General features: G+C 46.8%; 17 protein-coding genes. 6 read left to right on the top strand and 11 right to left on the bottom strand.

What is annotated here, in order from left to right:
* Positions 1-31 precede the first annotated feature (31 nt).
* Positions 32-1156, bottom strand: coding sequence for a M20 family metallopeptidase (locus ACFQ2J_RS11645; RefSeq protein ID WP_386060367.1), 1125 nt, complete (start codon positions 1154-1156; stop codon positions 32-34).
* Positions 1157-1432: 276 nt separating this feature from the next.
* On the opposite strand from ACFQ2J_RS11645, the gene exaC reads away from it, so the two are divergent.
* Together exaC and ACFQ2J_RS11635 are read left to right on the top strand one after the other, a co-directional pair.
* Positions 1433-2953 carry an acetaldehyde dehydrogenase ExaC gene (exaC, locus tag ACFQ2J_RS11640; RefSeq protein ID WP_386060365.1) on the top strand — a complete coding sequence of 507 codons (1521 nt, stop codon included), beginning with the start codon at positions 1433-1435 and terminating at the stop codon, positions 2951-2953.
* Positions 2954-2984: 31 nt separating this feature from the next.
* Positions 2985-3353, top strand: a complete 369-nt coding sequence (locus ACFQ2J_RS11635) for a DUF779 domain-containing protein (protein ID WP_386060363.1) — start codon at positions 2985-2987, stop codon at positions 3351-3353.
* Positions 3354-3380: 27 nt separating this feature from the next.
* Here ACFQ2J_RS11635 and ACFQ2J_RS11630 read toward each other — a convergent pair whose 3' ends face one another.
* From ACFQ2J_RS11630 to ACFQ2J_RS11620, 3 genes are read right to left on the bottom strand one after another with little or no spacing between them, the layout of a single operon-like run.
* Positions 3381-3941, bottom strand: a complete 561-nt coding sequence (locus ACFQ2J_RS11630) for a GNAT family N-acetyltransferase (RefSeq protein WP_386060360.1) — start codon at positions 3939-3941, stop codon at positions 3381-3383.
* Positions 3942-3952: 11 nt separating this feature from the next.
* The gene (locus ACFQ2J_RS11625) at positions 3953-4414 is read right to left on the bottom strand and encodes an NUDIX hydrolase (protein WP_386060357.1); all 462 of its coding nucleotides are present in this window, start codon (positions 4412-4414) and stop codon (positions 3953-3955) included.
* A gap of 14 nt (positions 4415-4428) precedes the next feature.
* Positions 4429-5196: a class I SAM-dependent methyltransferase gene (locus ACFQ2J_RS11620; RefSeq protein WP_386060355.1), complete on the bottom strand. Its 768-nt coding sequence runs from the start codon at positions 5194-5196 to the stop codon at positions 4429-4431.
* A gap of 110 nt (positions 5197-5306) precedes the next feature.
* Here ACFQ2J_RS11620 and ACFQ2J_RS11615 point away from each other — a divergent pair, with 110 nt between their 5' ends.
* Both ACFQ2J_RS11615 and ACFQ2J_RS11610 read left to right on the top strand, forming a co-directional pair.
* Positions 5307-6221, top strand: a complete 915-nt coding sequence (locus ACFQ2J_RS11615) for an aminoglycoside phosphotransferase family protein (protein WP_386060352.1) — start codon at positions 5307-5309, stop codon at positions 6219-6221.
* 210 nt (positions 6222-6431) lie between these two features.
* Entirely contained in the window at positions 6432-6698 is a 267-nt protein-coding gene (locus ACFQ2J_RS11610) for a 2Fe-2S iron-sulfur cluster-binding protein (protein ID WP_386060349.1), read from the top strand.
* Positions 6699-6725: 27 nt separating this feature from the next.
* Here the strand turns inward: ACFQ2J_RS11610 and ACFQ2J_RS11605 are convergent, their stop codons facing one another.
* The 6 genes from ACFQ2J_RS11605 to hutP all read right to left on the bottom strand — a co-directional run bounded on the left by ACFQ2J_RS11605 (position 6726) and on the right by hutP (position 13356).
* On the bottom strand, positions 6726-7367 hold the full coding sequence (locus ACFQ2J_RS11605; RefSeq protein ID WP_386060347.1) for a GNAT family N-acetyltransferase: 642 nt from the start codon (positions 7365-7367) through the stop codon (positions 6726-6728).
* A gap of 55 nt (positions 7368-7422) precedes the next feature.
* Positions 7423-8361 carry a formimidoylglutamase gene (hutG, locus tag ACFQ2J_RS11600; RefSeq protein ID WP_386060345.1) on the bottom strand — a complete coding sequence of 313 codons (939 nt, stop codon included), beginning with the start codon at positions 8359-8361 and terminating at the stop codon, positions 7423-7425.
* Complete coding sequence (gene hutI / locus ACFQ2J_RS11595) at positions 8351-9610, bottom strand: imidazolonepropionase (protein ID WP_386062478.1); 1260 nt, start codon at positions 9608-9610, stop codon at positions 8351-8353. The genes hutG and hutI overlap by 11 nt, the downstream gene beginning before the upstream one ends.
* A gap of 21 nt (positions 9611-9631) precedes the next feature.
* A complete protein-coding gene (gene hutU / locus ACFQ2J_RS11590) occupies positions 9632-11290 on the bottom strand; it encodes a urocanate hydratase (protein WP_386060342.1) in 1659 nt (552 codons plus the stop codon).
* Positions 11291-11302: 12 nt separating this feature from the next.
* Positions 11303-12817 carry a histidine ammonia-lyase gene (hutH, locus tag ACFQ2J_RS11585; RefSeq protein ID WP_386060339.1) on the bottom strand — a complete coding sequence of 505 codons (1515 nt, stop codon included), beginning with the start codon at positions 12815-12817 and terminating at the stop codon, positions 11303-11305.
* Between the two features lie 104 nt (positions 12818-12921).
* Positions 12922-13356 carry a hut operon transcriptional regulator HutP gene (gene hutP / locus ACFQ2J_RS11580; RefSeq protein ID WP_386060336.1) on the bottom strand — a complete coding sequence of 145 codons (435 nt, stop codon included), beginning with the start codon at positions 13354-13356 and terminating at the stop codon, positions 12922-12924.
* 147 nt (positions 13357-13503) lie between these two features.
* On the opposite strand from hutP, the gene ACFQ2J_RS11575 reads away from it, so the two are divergent.
* Together ACFQ2J_RS11575 and ACFQ2J_RS11570 are read left to right on the top strand one after the other, a co-directional pair.
* Positions 13504-13683 (top strand): small acid-soluble spore protein H, encoded by a 180-nt coding sequence (locus ACFQ2J_RS11575; protein WP_386060334.1) that lies wholly within the window; start codon positions 13504-13506, stop codon positions 13681-13683.
* 18 nt (positions 13684-13701) lie between these two features.
* Positions 13702-13899, top strand: coding sequence for an H-type small acid-soluble spore protein (locus ACFQ2J_RS11570; protein WP_386060331.1), 198 nt, complete (start codon positions 13702-13704; stop codon positions 13897-13899).
* Positions 13900-13952: 53 nt separating this feature from the next.
* Here ACFQ2J_RS11570 and ACFQ2J_RS11565 read toward each other — a convergent pair whose 3' ends face one another.
* Positions 13953-15392 (bottom strand): PAS domain S-box protein, encoded by a 1440-nt coding sequence (locus tag ACFQ2J_RS11565; protein WP_386060328.1) that lies wholly within the window; start codon positions 15390-15392, stop codon positions 13953-13955.
* Positions 15393-15497: the final 105 nt, after the last annotated feature.

Here is a 15497-nt window from a genome sequence, read left to right as displayed (position 1 = left end):
TACCTATCTTACCGAACCAGTCAAAAGGCTGCTAGATTTTTTGTAACAGCCCCGCTAACATCGCTGCCCGCTTAGGTAACTCATCCAACACGATATGCTCATGCTCTGCATGAGGACCTTCACCAAGTGCACCGAGCCCATCAATCGTTGGTGTTCCTATCATCGCAGTGAAGTTCCCGTCGCTTCCGCCGCCGACCTGAGCCTCATCCACCTCGAAGCCCATTTCAGCTGCCGCCTCCTTAGCCTTTGTAAACAATGCACCAATTTCATCCGTCCGTTCCATCGGTGGTCGGTTAAGCTCTCCCCTCACTTCAACCTGAACTCCTTCGGTAATAGGTTTAATCTCCTCCATTACTTGAACCATCCGCTCGGCTTCCTTTGCCGTCTTCACACGGAAATCGATTTTTGCTTCGGCGTATTCGGAGACGACGTTCATCCTTGTCCCACCTTGTACGACACCTACATTGACGGTGGTTCCTACTTCGTAATCTGTCATTTCCTCCAGACGAATGACCTGATGAGCCAATTCTTTGATGGCACTCCTTCCAGATTCATGGTCATTGCCGGCATGGCTCGCTTTCCCATGGACGATCAGATCATAAATGCCAACTCCTTTCCTTCCGGTTTTCAATGCTCCGGTCTTTGCCACAGGTGGTTCGGTGACGAGTACCGCATCACTCGCAGCCGCTTCTTTTTCAAGTAGGGCTCTCGACGTCTGGCTTCCGAGTTCTTCATCCGATGTACAAAGGAAAACGATTTGGTGATCGGGAAGGTCACCCAACTCCTTCAATGCTTTCAATGCCCAAACCGCCTGGATGATTCCTCCTTTCATATCAAGGACACCAGGACCGTAAAATTTACCGTCCGTCATTTTCATCGGGAGTCTCCCTTTATCCCATACCGTATCAAAATGAGAAAGGAGCAGAACCCGCTTCTCCCCTTCACCGACTGTCAATTTGAAATGATCACCACGCTCAACTTGTGGATAGACTTCCACTTCGCCCCCTATGTACTCCTCCATCATCCCTCTCAGCAACTGGCCACATTGATCGACCAGATCTTTCACTTCGGAAGGAGATTCCGATTCGACCAACCTTTGCAGGTCGTCTACCATCTCATCCTGATGTTTGTTCATATAGTTTAGTAGTCTATTCATTCCAACATCCCCTTCCACGAAAAATAGTTTAGATACAGTTATACAGATTTTATTCTGAAAATTCAATACATAGTAGAAAAAACACGAATTCTGGTGAAATCAGTCTGATTTTCACAGGTCCTCTTCCCCTTTACAAACTGCTTGATGAGTCATTATCTTTATATTTGTCTAATAATTGAAAATATTCTGTTAAAATGCTAGACTTGGACTTGCCTGCATATCTATTTGATTGCAGGAAAATGTAAACGCTTCCAAAAATAGCAAGGAGGAATGAACATGGTTTATGCATTTCCAAACACCGAAGGATCACCGGTAGAATTCAAAAAACGATACGACAACTTCATCAATGGTAAGTGGACCGCACCTGTGAAAGGGCAATATTTTGAGAACGTAACCCCTGTCACCGGAAAAGCTTTCTGTGAGGTCGCTCGTTCTACGGAAGAGGATGTCGAACTGGCTCTTGATGCCGCTCATGCCGCAAAAGACGCATGGGGAAAAACAGCTGTCGCAGAACGCGCATTGATTCTGAACAGAATCGCAGATCGAATGGAAGAAAACCTTGAAAAGCTTGCGATCGCAGAGACTTGGGAGAATGGTAAAGCTGTTCGTGAAACGTTGAACGCCGATCTACCATTGGCTGTCGACCATTTCCGCTATTTTGCCGGAGCTATCCGCGCTCAAGAAGGAAGCATCGGGGAAATCGACAACGACACGGTAGCCTACCATTTCCACGAGCCGATCGGTGTCGTAGGTCAAATCATTCCATGGAACTTCCCAATACTTATGGCTGTATGGAAACTTGCTCCAGCATTAGCCGCAGGAAACGCAATAGTACTGAAGCCGGCGGAGCAAACGCCATCGTCCATCTTATACTTATTTGAAATGATCGAAGACCTGCTTCCACCTGGAGTGGTCAATATCGTCAATGGCTTCGGACTTGAAGCAGGAAAACCTCTTGCCTCAAGCGATCGTGTCAACAAGGTTGCGTTCACTGGTGAAACGACGACAGGTCGTATGATCATGCAGTACGCATCTCAAAATATCATACCAGTTACATTGGAACTTGGCGGAAAATCGCCGAATATATTCTTCAAGGATGTCATGGATGCAGATGATGATTTCCTTGATAAAGCGATTGAAGGCTTCGTCATGTTCGCGCTCAACCAAGGAGAAGTTTGTACATGTCCTTCCCGTACGTTGGTGCATGAAGATATCTATGACAAGTTCATGGAAAAAGCACTTGCACGAGTGGAAGCGATCAAGGCAGGAAATCCACTTGATCCGAACGTCATGATGGGTGCACAGGCTTCCTCCGAGCAGCTTGATAAAATCCTATCCTACCTTGAAATCGGTAAATCCGAAGGTGCAGAGTGCCTGACTGGTGGAGAAAGAAATGCACTGGAAGGTGATTTATCTGAAGGGTATTATGTGAAACCTACCGTCTTCAAAGGGAACAATAAAATGAGGATCTTCCAAGAGGAAATCTTCGGCCCTGTGCTGTCAGTAACGACATTCAAGGACGATGCTGAAGCATTGGAAATTGCCAATGATACGTTGTACGGCTTAGGTGCAGGCGTCTGGTCGCGCGACATGAACACCGCTTACCGCTTCGGTCGTGCTATCGAAGCAGGACGCGTTTGGACAAACTGCTACCATGCCTATCCAGCGCACGCAGCATTCGGTGGTTACAAAATGTCCGGTGTCGGCCGAGAAAACCACAAGATGATGCTGTCCCATTACCAGCAGACGAAAAACCTGCTCGTCAGCTATGCACCTCAGAAATTAGGTTTCTTTTAAAATCAACGTGGCGTAAAGGAGAGGCTTCAATATGATTGAACGTGTCACTGCCACAGATTCAGCGCTTGAGCTGATCGAAAAACTGAAGGAAAAACATGGCCCCCTGATGTTTCATCAATCAGGAGGATGCTGTGACGGAAGCTCACCGATGTGCTACCCGGATGGGGACATGATCCTGGGAGCACAGGATGTGAAGCTTGGGGAAATCGGCAGCAGCCCTTTCTACATCAATAAAAAACAGTATGAGTACTGGAAACATACGCAGCTGATCATTGATGTCGTCGACGGACGCGGAGGCATGTTTTCGCTCGAAGGAGTCGAAGGAAAACGGTTCCTGTCCCGCTCCCGACCGTTCACAGATGAAGAGTACAAAGAATTGAAAGAGCAAGGCGTCGTTTAGATTAATATAAGAAGGAGCATCGAATTTTCATCGATGCTCCTTTTTATTGCGCCAATCCTCACGTTTCAATACCATATTGATCGAGTCGATGCCTTCCCCTTCGTACTCAAGGTCATTTTCATCGATACTTTCAAACACAAAGCCTATTTTCTCGTAAACTTTTCGGGCCCTTGGATTGAATGCATACACGCTTAATGTCAGTTGATCCAGATCGGTATTGTCGAATATATAATCAACGATGAGACGGGTCGCTTCTGTCCCTAAGCCACGATCTCTGCCTTTTGGTCCGATCAGAATCCGGAAGTTCATGCTATTCGCTTCTTCGTCGTAAAGATTCACGACCGCTTCTCCGACGAGATGGTTTTGGGCTTTATCAACAATAGCAAGATCCAACCGGTCTGTCTGATCATTTCTTGTTCTGTACCATTTTAACGTTGCTTCCTTATCCAGTTCAGAAGTACTTCCAGTAAGCTTTAAAACTTCAGGGTCTTCCAGGCATTCCATTATGTAGGGGATATCCTTCTCCTCAAAAGGTCTGAGGATGACTTTTTCCCCTTCGACCACTGGTTTGTGTCGTAAATCTACCATTTGATCCCCTCCTAATAACTCAAGCGTGCGTTTTTTGACAGAAGGTCATGAAATGCGTGTTTCTGGTTCTCCCAATAATCGGGAAGCTGATCTAGCGGAAAAAACTTCAGCTCGAGCGATTCACTATCTTTTGCCTCGAGAGTCCCTTCGAAATCATGGCAGGTGAACATGATTTTAACTAATGCGACCTCATCCCCATTAGGCAGCACTCTTTCCTGTTCAGCGCCTGAATAGATTCCTAAGAAGTCAAGCTTTCCAAGGTGAAGGCCGGTTTCTTCGAAAATTTCCCTGCGTGCCGTGTCTTCGACTGACTCCCCCATGTCCATGAATCCTCCTGGATGCCCCCATTCTCCGTTGTCACTTCGTCTCTGAAGCAGCACTTCGCCTTTTTCGTTAAAAATGAAGACACCAGAGACTACCATGATCACCTTGCTGTGGCCGACCATTTTTCGTAAATATTCAATGTAATCCAAGTGATCCCCCCTCACTACTTTCTACTTAACACCATCCATTCGTCTATCGCAAATGATTCTATCTTACCGCTTTCTTCTTTAATCTGAAAATGCGTTTTTGTATCTTCATTCGCAGACACTAGATGGTTTCGAACTTTTTCGATTTCTTCTGCGTCATCAAGTGTCCTTGTCACCCAGTTTTCGTATGGGAGTGTCTTCTTCCGCAAACTTTTATGGTAGATGGATAGATTGTTTTTTGCGAGCAGCGCTTCCCACTCGGAAATCCGTAACGCTCTGACATGGCTCTCATCTCTCATTTTTTCAAGGCTGTTATAAAATTCCGCAAGTTGTTCATTTTCCGGGGCGATGTTATCGATCATTGCAAAACGGCCACCAGGCTTCAGCACTCTTGCTACTTCTTCAATGAATCGTTCAGGGTGTGGAAAATGATGCGGCGCAATTCTGCAAGTGACAACATCAAAGGAGTCATCCAAAAACGGCAGTTCTTCAGCATCAGCCACTACGTAATGGATATTGGAATAGTCCGTCAGATAGCCGGAGGTATTCTGCAGCATTTTCTTTGTCAGGTCGGTCGCAAAAACGGTATGGACGTGTGGAGCCAGCTGCTTTGCTACATGCCCTCCCCCTGTTGCAATATCCAGTGCTATATCATCTTTTTTCAGCTGCAATTTTTCTTTCATGATCGGCAAGTCTTCGCCTTTCGAATGGGTTTCACTGTGGACATATGCATCAGCATGCTTCGAAAATGTGTGGATGACGCTCGCTTTTCGTTCATCTTTCATAAGAACCACCTCTTCCCTTTTGTTATCTTTATCATAAATCAACGGAAGCGATAAAAATAATCGTCATTTATAATGGATATGAATAAGTATTTCTTATGGAGGTGAATCTGATGATGCTATCCACATCTTTCGAAAAGACGATCGTGCACTTTTTTGGTGAGAAGGGACGGGAGTGGATCGAAGGGTTTGATTCCCTTTATCGCTATTGTGAGGAGCGCTGGGGTCTGGAAATACATGAACCCTTTCACCTGTCAGTCAATTATGTGGCTCCGGCAGTGAAGCAGGATGGGACAGAGGTCGTTTTGAAGCTTTCCGTTCCGAGTGAAGAATTCCTGAGTGAGCTCGAAACATTGAAAGCTTTCAATGGTGAAGGTGTCGTTCCCTTATTAGATTATGATATCGATAGAGGAATCATGTTGCTGGCGCGGGTGAAGCCAGGAATCACGTTAGCTTCTGCCATCAATGATGATGAGGAGGGAGTGAGGATTGCCGCGGATGCTGTAAGAAAATTGTGGCGACCGGTGGAAGAGGTACCGCATATTCCTAATATCGACTCAAGGGAGGCTTCGTTTTCAGCGATTGTGGAAAAAAATGCGGATGGGCTTGGTCCAATCAATTGTGAAACTTTGCAGGAAGGATACAATATTTTTTCTGATTTGGTGAAAACTCAGAAGAAGACTTCTTTGCTGCATGGCGACTTCCATCATTTCAACCTGTTAAAAAGTGAGAATGGGTGGACAGTAATCGATCCGAAGGGACTGATAGGAGAGCGAGAGTATGATCTTATACAGTTTCTTCTGAATGAACTGCCTCAGGAGCAGGTGGCAGAGGTGCTGGAGAGGCGCATCGATCTGTTCGTCGAAGCATTGGACCTCGACCGTGAGCGGTTGCTTCTATGGGGCTATGCCCATGCTGTGCTCGCCACCAGCTGGTCGGTGACCGATGATGGGGAATACAGCAAGGATTTTTACAGAGCAATCTCCATTTTTAGAGAGATGTGTAAGCGGGAGCAGCTGCTTAGGTAAGTGGGTTTGTGGTTGTGGGCGAAAATTGTGATTTGTGAGCGAAAGTTGCGGTTTTGTGAGCGATATTTCTGATTTATAGGCGAAAAATCAGATTTATGAGCGAAATCCCAAATTTATGAGCGAACCCGCCAAATCCCCCCTGGTTGTCCTCAACCCCGATTCAGATTACAATAGTTTAAGTAGATTTCTTACATAGAGAGGACGAAAAACATGGACCATACAACAATCCAAGTAAAACAAGCCGACCAGACGTACACGCTGACCCCGGTAAAAGGAAAATCCCTGCTGGCTACAGCTTTCGAGCAGGATGTACCGCTTGATTTCAAATGCCAGAAAGGGAATTGCACGCGATGCCGCGTAGAACTCCTGACCGGTCAAGAGATCGTGAACGAACCTACACCTAAAGAACACGTAAAATTGGAAAATGAGCTGGAACAAGGGTTCCGCCTCGCCTGCCAGACCGTGCCACTAAAATAGGAAAAAGCCCTCCGCCGAGGGCTTTTTTTACATTGGTTTTGCAAAATAGATCGTGTCGATTCCTTCGCCGCGATGGTTCTCCAGCCGTTCTGCCACTTCGAATCCGATCGTCTCAAGCACCTTGATATGTGCGCCGTTTCCGTTCCATGTCCGTGTCGTTACATAAGAAGCATGTGCCTGTTCCGGCAGGTTTTCCTTGTTCATATGATGATAAAATCGTTTCGTGATTCCGTTGTTGCGATAGGTCTTCGTGACGCAGATGGTTGTGATGTAATTGCTCGGTGCGTGGTTTCTCAGTTCATGACATTCGTACCCATTGCGAAACGTGAGGAATCCGACAACCTCCCCGCTTGCCTGATCCTTTGCCAGCAGGAAATTCTCTTCGATCATTTCCTCAAAATGTTCCACCGGTTCCGCATCCTCCGCTCCTTCCCCGAGCAGCTCATTCTCTGCCGAGTTTTCTCTGGCAGACAACGGTGGTACGAACTCCTTGTCACATTCACATAGTATTTCCCATACTCTTTTCTTTTCATCTTCTCCAAGTGTTGTCGTGTATTCGATCGTGATGTCCATACCTACCCCTCTTTCTAAATAATCATTATGTATCAATTGATTGCGCAGCATCTGAAGGAGTAGTTCAAGTATAGTTTTCAAATGCTTGATTCTCAATCTTTTTCCTCATGAAAAAAGAGCGGAGATCCACAAATCTCCACTCTTTCCATGATCATTTATACATAAAGCGCAACATGACATGTGCTGCAAGTCTGCTGGTGATGGCCCGAACGTCTTTCGAAGGATCGATTTCTACGATATCCATCGCCTTCACCTTTTCATGCATGGCCGCCGCTCGCACACTGCTTAAAAGCTCACGGCTTGTAAAACCACCAGGGCCGATGGCTGGACACCCTGGTGCGAATGCCTGATCCACTGCATCCATGTCGACCGAAAGATAAATGACATCGACTTGATCCGCCAGCCGCTGGAGTTCTTTTTCAACGACCTGAAGTATCCCTTGCTGGTCAAGATCATCCATCGTGTAGACGTGAATGCCTTTCTCCTCGCAATAGTCGTCATAAGCGGCTGCATTGGAATAATCCCTGATACCGATCTGAACAAGATCTTCTCCACGGATCACTCCACCTTCAATCAAGCTGCGGAAAGGTGTGCCATTGGTACGCCCGCCGTCGTCAAGATTACGCACGTCATGATGGGCATCCCACTGGAGAATACCGACCCTGCCGAATTTTTTCTGAAAGGCATGGATCGATGGAAAGCTGACGCCATGGTCACCACCCAGCATGATGTAACGTTCGCACGCCTCGGTTTCAAGCATTTCTCCTACGCTGACATGCAAGCGGTCCAACGTCGCTTCCACATCTGTCGGATGGACGGAGACATCACCGAAATCGATAAGTACGTCATCCTTGAAATCGTGGTTTTTCGTCGCTGAAAAAGTTGAATAGGATCCCAGCGCCTTACGGATTGCCTGTGGCGCTTCTGCGGCCATCGACATTGAAATCGATGACTTGGATGCTGGCAGACCCAGGATTCCGACTGCTCCACGGTCGCCTGATTCATAAGGCTTGATGCACTCTGTCACTTTCGTCGTGAACCGGTCCTTAAAAACTGCAGGTTTACCTGGCTGGAGATAGTTAAAAGACATGGCTTGCCTCACGCTCCCACAGCTTATCTCCTTGTTTCATGACGAGCTGACTATGATTCACTCCGTAGTGATAAGGAATGTAATGGTAATTCGGTGCATTCCAGATGACTAGATCTGCTTGTTTACCGACTTCAATGGTTCCTGCCTGCTCCCCTTTTCCAATGGCATGAGCAGCGTTTACGGTCACCGCATTCCAAATCTCCTCTGGCGTCATCTTCAGCTTCAACGCTGCAATTGACATGATCAACTGGAGATTTTCCGTCACACAGCTGCCTGGATTGAAATCTGTAGCAAGAGAAACCGCCACACCGCTATCGATCATTTCGCGTCCTCTTGCATATGCATCCTTTCCTAAATAGAACGTGGTACCCGGCAGCAGCACCGCCACCGTATCACTTTCTGCAAGATCCTTGATCGCCTGATCAGATGCTGCAACCAAATGGTCCGCACTCGCAGCTCCAATTGCAGCAGCTAGTTCCGTGCCGCCCAATGGATCGATTTCATCCGCATGGATCTTAACGCCAAATCCTTTTTCTTTAGAAGCTTCCATGAACCGCTTTGACTGTTCGACTGTAAATACACCGGTTTCGCAGAAAATATCAGTATAGTCAGCGAGGTTTTCCTGTTTGATTTCATCCAGCATTGAAATCATGTCATCAAGAAAGTCTTCGGAATCTCCATCATAATCTTTTGGTACGGCATGTGGGCCAAGGAAGGTGGATACAATGTCCATTTTCCCTGCGTCATTCAGCTTTTTGGCTACTCGAAGCTGCTTAAGCTCGGATGCTCGATCGAGTCCATAACCGCTTTTCGCTTCCATCGTTGTCACTCCGTAGGAAGCAATCCGTTCAAGGTGGAAGCGGGCTTTTTCATATAATTCTTCTTCTGTAGCTTCACGGGTAGCTTGCACGGTCGACAAAATCCCTCCGCCTTGCTTCAAGATTTCAAGGTAAGGTACGCCAGCCTGCTTCAGCGCCATTTCTTTTTCCCTTGAACCTCCAAAGACCAGGTGGGTATGAGGGTCGACCAGGCCAGGGGACACAAGCTTCCCTCCTGCATCGATGCTTTCTTTCCCCTCTAATTGATCAGCCTCATCATTGCTGCCGATCCAAGCTATTTTTCCATCGGCAATCGCCAAAGCTGCCTCTTCCTTCACTTCCAGCTGCTTCATCGCGTTCCCTTTCAATGGTCCTTCTGTTGTTGCTGGCAAAATCAGCTGCCCTATATTTCGAATGATAGTATCGTAGATCACTAGAATTGCTCCCCTCGTTTATTTCTGCATCGGAATATCGATTTGTTTATCTTTTGCAACCTTTGTGGCAATGTCATAGCCTGCATCGGCATGACGTACAACTCCCATACCTGGGTCGGTCGTCAATACGCGTTCCAACCGCTCTTCAGCCAGGTCAGTACCGTCGGCTACGACAACCATTCCTGCATGAAGCGAATACCCCATACCGACGCCACCACCATGATGGACGGAAATCCAAGAGCCTCCGGCTGCCGTATTGACCAAAGCATTCAGAATTGCCCAATCTCCTACTGCATCACTGCCATCCATCATCGCTTCTGTTTCCCTGTTCGGTGAAGCGACAGAACCTCCATCCAGATGGTCCCTGCCAATGACGATTGGAGCGGAGATTTCTCCTTTTCTCACAAGCTCATTGATGGCCAAGCCCATTTTCATCCGTTCGCCATAGCCGAGCCAGCAGATACGGGATGGTAACCCCTGAAAGCTCACTTTCTCCTGAGCCATATCGATCCATCGCAACAACTGTTCATTTTCAGGAAAAAGTTCTTTGATCAGCTCATCGGTACGATGGATGTCTGCCGGGTCGCCTGATAGCGCTGCCCAGCGGAATGGACCTTTCCCTTCACAGAACAAAGGTCGGATATAAGCTGGTACAAACCCTGGGAAATCAAAGGCATCTTTCACACCATGGTCTTTCGCTACCTGCCTGATGTTATTACCATAATCAAACACGATGGAGCCAAGGTCCTGGAAGGAGAGCATCGCTTCGACGTGCTTCGCCATCGATGCACTAGCCACTTCCACGTACTTTGCTTCGTCCTGTTTTCTCAATTTGGCCGCCTCTTCAAGTGAATAGCCTTCAGGGATATACCCGTTCAATGGGTCATGAGCAGAGGTCTGGTCGGTCACTACATCGATTTTGATACTGCGGGCCAACAGTTCGTGATGTACTTCGGCCGCATTGCCTAACAAACCGATGGACAACGGCTGTCCCATTGCTTTCGCTTCCTCCGCCCATTGAATTGCTTCGTCGATCGATTCCGTCATCCGGTCACAATACTTCGTGTCCAATCGCTTCTGAATGCGTGAACGATCCACTTCAACAGCGATGACGACACCACCATTCATCGTAACAGCAAGTGGCTGTGCACCACCCATGCCGCCCAGTCCGGCCGTCAGGGTGATCGTACCTTTCAATGAACCTCCGAAGTGCTTTTTCGCTAACGCAGCAAAGGTTTCATACGTTCCCTGTAAAATCCCCTGGGAGCCGATATAGATCCAGCTGCCCGCTGTCATTTGGCCATACATCATCAGCCCTTTTCGATCCAACTCGTGAAAATGCTCCCAGTTCGCCCACTTCGGTACCAAAACCGAATTCGACAACAATACTCTAGGTGCTGCCTGATGGGTCTTGAATACCGCAACAGGTTTGCCCGACTGGACAAGCATCGTTTCATCACTTTCCAGGCGTCGTAGTGTCGCGACGATTGAATCAAAAGCTTCCCAGTTTCTTGCCGCTTTCCCAATGCCGCCATATACGACAAGGTCCTCCGGTCGTTCAGCAACTTCCGGATCCAAATTGTTGTAAAGCATCCTCAAAACCGCTTCCTGTTCCCATCCCTTACATTCCAGCTCCAAGCCTTTCTTCGCTTTCACATTACGTTTGGTTGTCACCATACATCTTCCTCCTCATTCGTTAATCAGTTGTTTCGTACCCTTCCATTCAAACTGGTTCGTTTTCAACCAGGACGCCAAACGCTCGATGTCTTCTGCAAACACCCGATCTTCGGTTATCGAAGGAATGAATGCACGGACCTCTTCATACAGCTGTCTTGTCGAGGAGGCCATCCAATCAACTCCTCTGTATTCTACCGCCTGCATTGCACATATCAATTCAATCGCAAGCACCCTCCGTAAATTGGCGATAATTTGGGATGCGTGTCTCGCACCGATTGTCCCCATGCTCACATGGTCTTCCTGATTTGCTGAGGAAGGGATTGAATCGACACTTGCCGGATGTGCAAGCGTCTTGTTTTCAGAGACAAGGGATGCAGCTGCATACTGCATGATCATTGCCCCTGATTGAAGTCCGGGCTTCGCACTCAGGAACGGTGGCAAGTCATTCAATTGAGGATTCACCAAGCGTTCAATACGTCGTTCTGAGATGTTCGCAAGCTCTGCCACCCCGATTTTTAAGAAGTCCATCGCTATCGCTATCGGCTGACCGTGAAAATTCCCTCCTGAAATCACTGTATCTTCATCAAAGATCAATGGATTATCCGTCGCTGCATTCGCTTCGATCTCAAGCTTATCTTTCACATAGCCGATACTTTGCCAGGAAGCACCATGCACCTGAGGGATGCACCTTAATGAATAGGCATCCTGGACACGCATTTCCCCCTGTTTTGTGGTCAGTCTGCTGTCTTTCAACAACTCCCTTATCCGCTCTGCCACCTCGATCTGTTCTGGATAGCCCCTTGCTTCATGCAATGCAGGGTGAAAGGCGTCAATGATGCCATGCAGACCTTCCAACGTCATTGCCGAAATCCATTCACTCTGCAAGGCAAGCTGTTCGGTTTCAATCAAATTAATTGACCCGACAGCTGTCATTGCCTGTGTGCCATTGATCAATGCCAACCCTTCCTTTGCTTGAAGCACGATAGGAAGAAGACCCTCCTTTTCATATGCAGTCTCTGTCGGAACAATATCTCCCTTGTAATGGACACTGCCTTCTCCAATCAATACGAGCGCCAAGTGGGAAAGCGGCGCAAGATCGCCTGAGGCACCAAGCGACCCCTGACTCGGGACCACCGGATGGATTCCCATGTTAAGCAGATCACTTAACCGCTCGACAATTTCCTCCCGCACGCCGGAAAAGCCTTTCAATAATGCATTTAGGCGCAAGAGCACCATCGCCCTCGATACAACCTCCGGAAAATTCTCCCCAATCCCACACGCATGTGAACGGATCAAATGCAGCTGAAGGTCATGCACATCCTTTTCATTGATAGGTACATCACTGAACTTCCCGAATCCTGTATTGATCCCGTACACCGTTTTCCCTTCAGAAACGATGGCTTCTACGATCTTTCTGCTTTTTCGCACTTTTTGCAGACTTTTTTCTGAGAGGCTTACTGGCATACCGTCGATGCATACTTTTTTTATGGCGGAAAGCTTCAAGCTTTCTCCATTCAATTCGATCATCTTATTTCCTCCTTTTCCTGAAGATCCTCAAACAAAAAGAGGTGACAATGACACACGTGTGCCATTGTCACCTCCTATTCACTAATAGCTCTAGGCGACTAATTTCATATATGGTTGATTCCTAAGCCAAGCGTTTCGTGCTCCAGCCCTTTCACTGGTGCCCCGATCGTTCCGTAAAAGGCGACAGCAATCCATTCACCTTCTCCTTCTCTTTCGTAAGGCTTCCCTCTGACGACCGCAAACCTCAGGCCGACTGTACGCATCATATCCCCAATCGCAATCTGCCCTCGGGTCACCCCTTGCAAAGCTTCGAGGATAGCGTGGTAAAGGGCATGCGTTTCACGATAGACATGCTCTGCAATGATGCCATTCCGCTTTGCTGCCGTTTCCACCGATGATATCACTTTCTGCATATTCATCGATCCAGCTTTACCTTTACAGTATTGGACGGTTTCAAGCTTAGGTTTGAATACAGCGAGCTCTTCCTCTTCCATAGTCGCAATCAAAACAGCTAACTTTCCGATCTTCGGTTCATTCATAAACAAAACCTCTTCATCTATTCACTAATGACTACTATGATTGTAACCGTTTTCAAAATTGTCTGTCAACGTACATCTCAAATTCATCACTGCGCTCTCAGAATAATAATCGCTCCCCTACTAAAACTATGGGCACGAGGTGATGGTATGCAAAAGGAAAGAGCGAAGGAAATATCTGTTTCTCCTGTGATGGCGAATGTCACATACAACGGCCGGCAAGTATATATCCAGCATGTAGATGAACAAAACGAAACCGCACGCATTTACCCGTTGGATGAGCCACAAGATGAGTTGGAAGTTTCCCTACGCACCTTATTGGAAGAATGAAAAAGAGGAGGAGTCAAGGTGGATAAAAAAAGAGCGCAGGAAATCATTGAATCAGAAGAAATGATTAAAGTAACACATGAAGGAGAACCTGTTTATTTGAACGCTGTTGATGAGGAAAACGAAATGGCCCACATCCAGCCCTTTGGAAATGTGGGACGAGAACAACTTGTAGCACTTCACAGTTTACTGGAGGAAGAGTCTGAACAGCAACGATAAGTCAACATATTCAAGAGATGGCGGTAATGGATCATTACCGCCATCTTTCTTTTTTAGTTGTATAACGGCAGACTGATTTTAACAGTAGCACCAATGCTTTCGTTATTTTGGATATCCAGCTTCCCTCCGTGATTCTCAACAATATTCTTGGTTATCATCAGCCCGAGTCCGGATCCATCTGCTTTCGTTGTAAAAAATGGTTTCAAAATGACACCATGATTTTCGTCAGGAATACCGATTCCCTGGTCACTAAACGTGATCAAAAGTTCGTCTTCGACAGTTTCAATCCTGATCGTAATTTCTCCACCTTCAGGCATCGCTTCAATGGCATTCTTCAGTATGTTGATGAATGCCTGTTTCATTTTATTTTCTTCACAGGCGATTTCAGGCAACGGTGATGCTTGGTTGAATTCAATGTACACTTTACTCTTCCTTGCCTGAGTGGCCATTAACCGAATGACCTGACGCAAAGTTTCCGCAAGGTCCACTGCTTCACGCTCTTCATCAGACGGCTTGGCTAAATCCATGAATTCATGGACCATTTCATTGATCCGTTCGATTTCGGACATGATCAACCCTTCATACTGCGGGGCATCCCCTTCTCGTTCACTTAACTCCATCAATTGAATGAAGCCTTTCAGGATCGTCAAAGGATTTCGTATTTCATGTGCAATGCCTGCTGCCAATTCTCCGACGAGGTTCATCTTCTCTAATTGCTCCAGCAAATCACTGCTGCGGGATTCATAGGCTACCCTCTCAGTTACGTCTCTGAAAACGACCTCGAACGCATCCTCCCCTTCGAATTGAATGAATGAAGCTGTACTTTGAATGTACATTTCCTTGCCATTGGGGAGGTTCAACCGGACCTGAAGCACTTCACTAGTATCTCCTGTACGAATTGCCTCCTCCACTTTCTGTTGAAGCATTAATGCAGACTCCTGATGGACGAATTCTTTCAGTTGTTTGCCCAACACTTCTTCTGCCGGCAATTCGAATGCTTTCAGTGCTGCTTTATTTACATAAAGGAACTTTTCATGGTCATGGACGACCATAGGGTCCGGGATATTATCTACAAGCTTACGGTACCTGGCTTCCCTCAGTCGCAATTCATCTTCTGCCTTTTTGCGGCGATCAATGTTCTGGACTTGAGCAATCACAAACGTTTGACCCTCTTCATCTTTGAACATCGATACACTGATGAACACCCAAATGATTTGTCCATCTTTCCTTATGTAACGTTTTTCCATTTCATAATAATCAATTTGTTCGGAGATCAACTGTTGCCACTGGGACAAATCGTTTTCCAGATCTTCTTCATGGGTGATGTCCTGAAAGGAAAGCTGAAGCAATTCTTCTTCTTCGTAGCCTGTGATCCTGCCATAGGAAGCGTTCACCATTAAAAACGTGCCATCCGTATCCAGGATACCCTTTCCGATTGGCGCGTGCTTGAATGCTTTGATTAATGCCTGTTGCTTTACCCAACCGTCCAACATCCAGATTCTCCTTTTTCAAAATGACTTCTACTTGTACTTATTATGCATGAATGACGAAATACCTTCTAAATTGTTAAACTTTGCAGAAAATGCGAGAAAATAATG

The sequence above is a fragment of the Thalassobacillus hwangdonensis genome (genome assembly GCF_042675915.1).
Taxonomy (GTDB): Bacteria; Bacillota; Bacilli; order Bacillales; family Halobacillaceae; genus Thalassobacillus_A; species Thalassobacillus_A hwangdonensis.
This window is presented reverse-complemented; position numbering and strand designations above follow the sequence as displayed.

Coding starts and splice junctions, on each gene's coding strand:
- hutU (WP_386060342.1), bottom strand. CDS start 11,290: ATGGTGACAACCAAACGTAATGTGAAAGCGAAGAAAGGCTTGGAGCTG.
- hutH (WP_386060339.1), bottom strand. CDS start 12,817: ATGATCGAATTGAATGGAGAAAGCTTGAAGCTTTCCGCCATAAAAAAA.
- ACFQ2J_RS11565 (WP_386060328.1), bottom strand. CDS start 15,392: ATGTTGGACGGTTGGGTAAAGCAACAGGCATTAATCAAAGCATTCAAG.
- hutG (WP_386060345.1), bottom strand. CDS start 8,361: ATGTCTTTTAACTATCTCCAGCCAGGTAAACCTGCAGTTTTTAAGGAC.
- ACFQ2J_RS11610 (WP_386060349.1), top strand. CDS start 6,432: ATGGACCATACAACAATCCAAGTAAAACAAGCCGACCAGACGTACACG.
- ACFQ2J_RS11620 (WP_386060355.1), bottom strand. CDS start 5,196: ATGAAAGATGAACGAAAAGCGAGCGTCATCCACACATTTTCGAAGCAT.
- ACFQ2J_RS11615 (WP_386060352.1), top strand. CDS start 5,307: ATGATGCTATCCACATCTTTCGAAAAGACGATCGTGCACTTTTTTGGT.
- hutP (WP_386060336.1), bottom strand. CDS start 13,356: ATGAATGAACCGAAGATCGGAAAGTTAGCTGTTTTGATTGCGACTATG.
- exaC (WP_386060365.1), top strand. CDS start 1,433: ATGGTTTATGCATTTCCAAACACCGAAGGATCACCGGTAGAATTCAAA.
- ACFQ2J_RS11635 (WP_386060363.1), top strand. CDS start 2,985: ATGATTGAACGTGTCACTGCCACAGATTCAGCGCTTGAGCTGATCGAA.
- ACFQ2J_RS11630 (WP_386060360.1), bottom strand. CDS start 3,941: ATGGTAGATTTACGACACAAACCAGTGGTCGAAGGGGAAAAAGTCATC.
- ACFQ2J_RS11575 (WP_386060334.1), top strand. CDS start 13,504: ATGCAAAAGGAAAGAGCGAAGGAAATATCTGTTTCTCCTGTGATGGCG.
- ACFQ2J_RS11645 (WP_386060367.1), bottom strand. CDS start 1,156: ATGAATAGACTACTAAACTATATGAACAAACATCAGGATGAGATGGTA.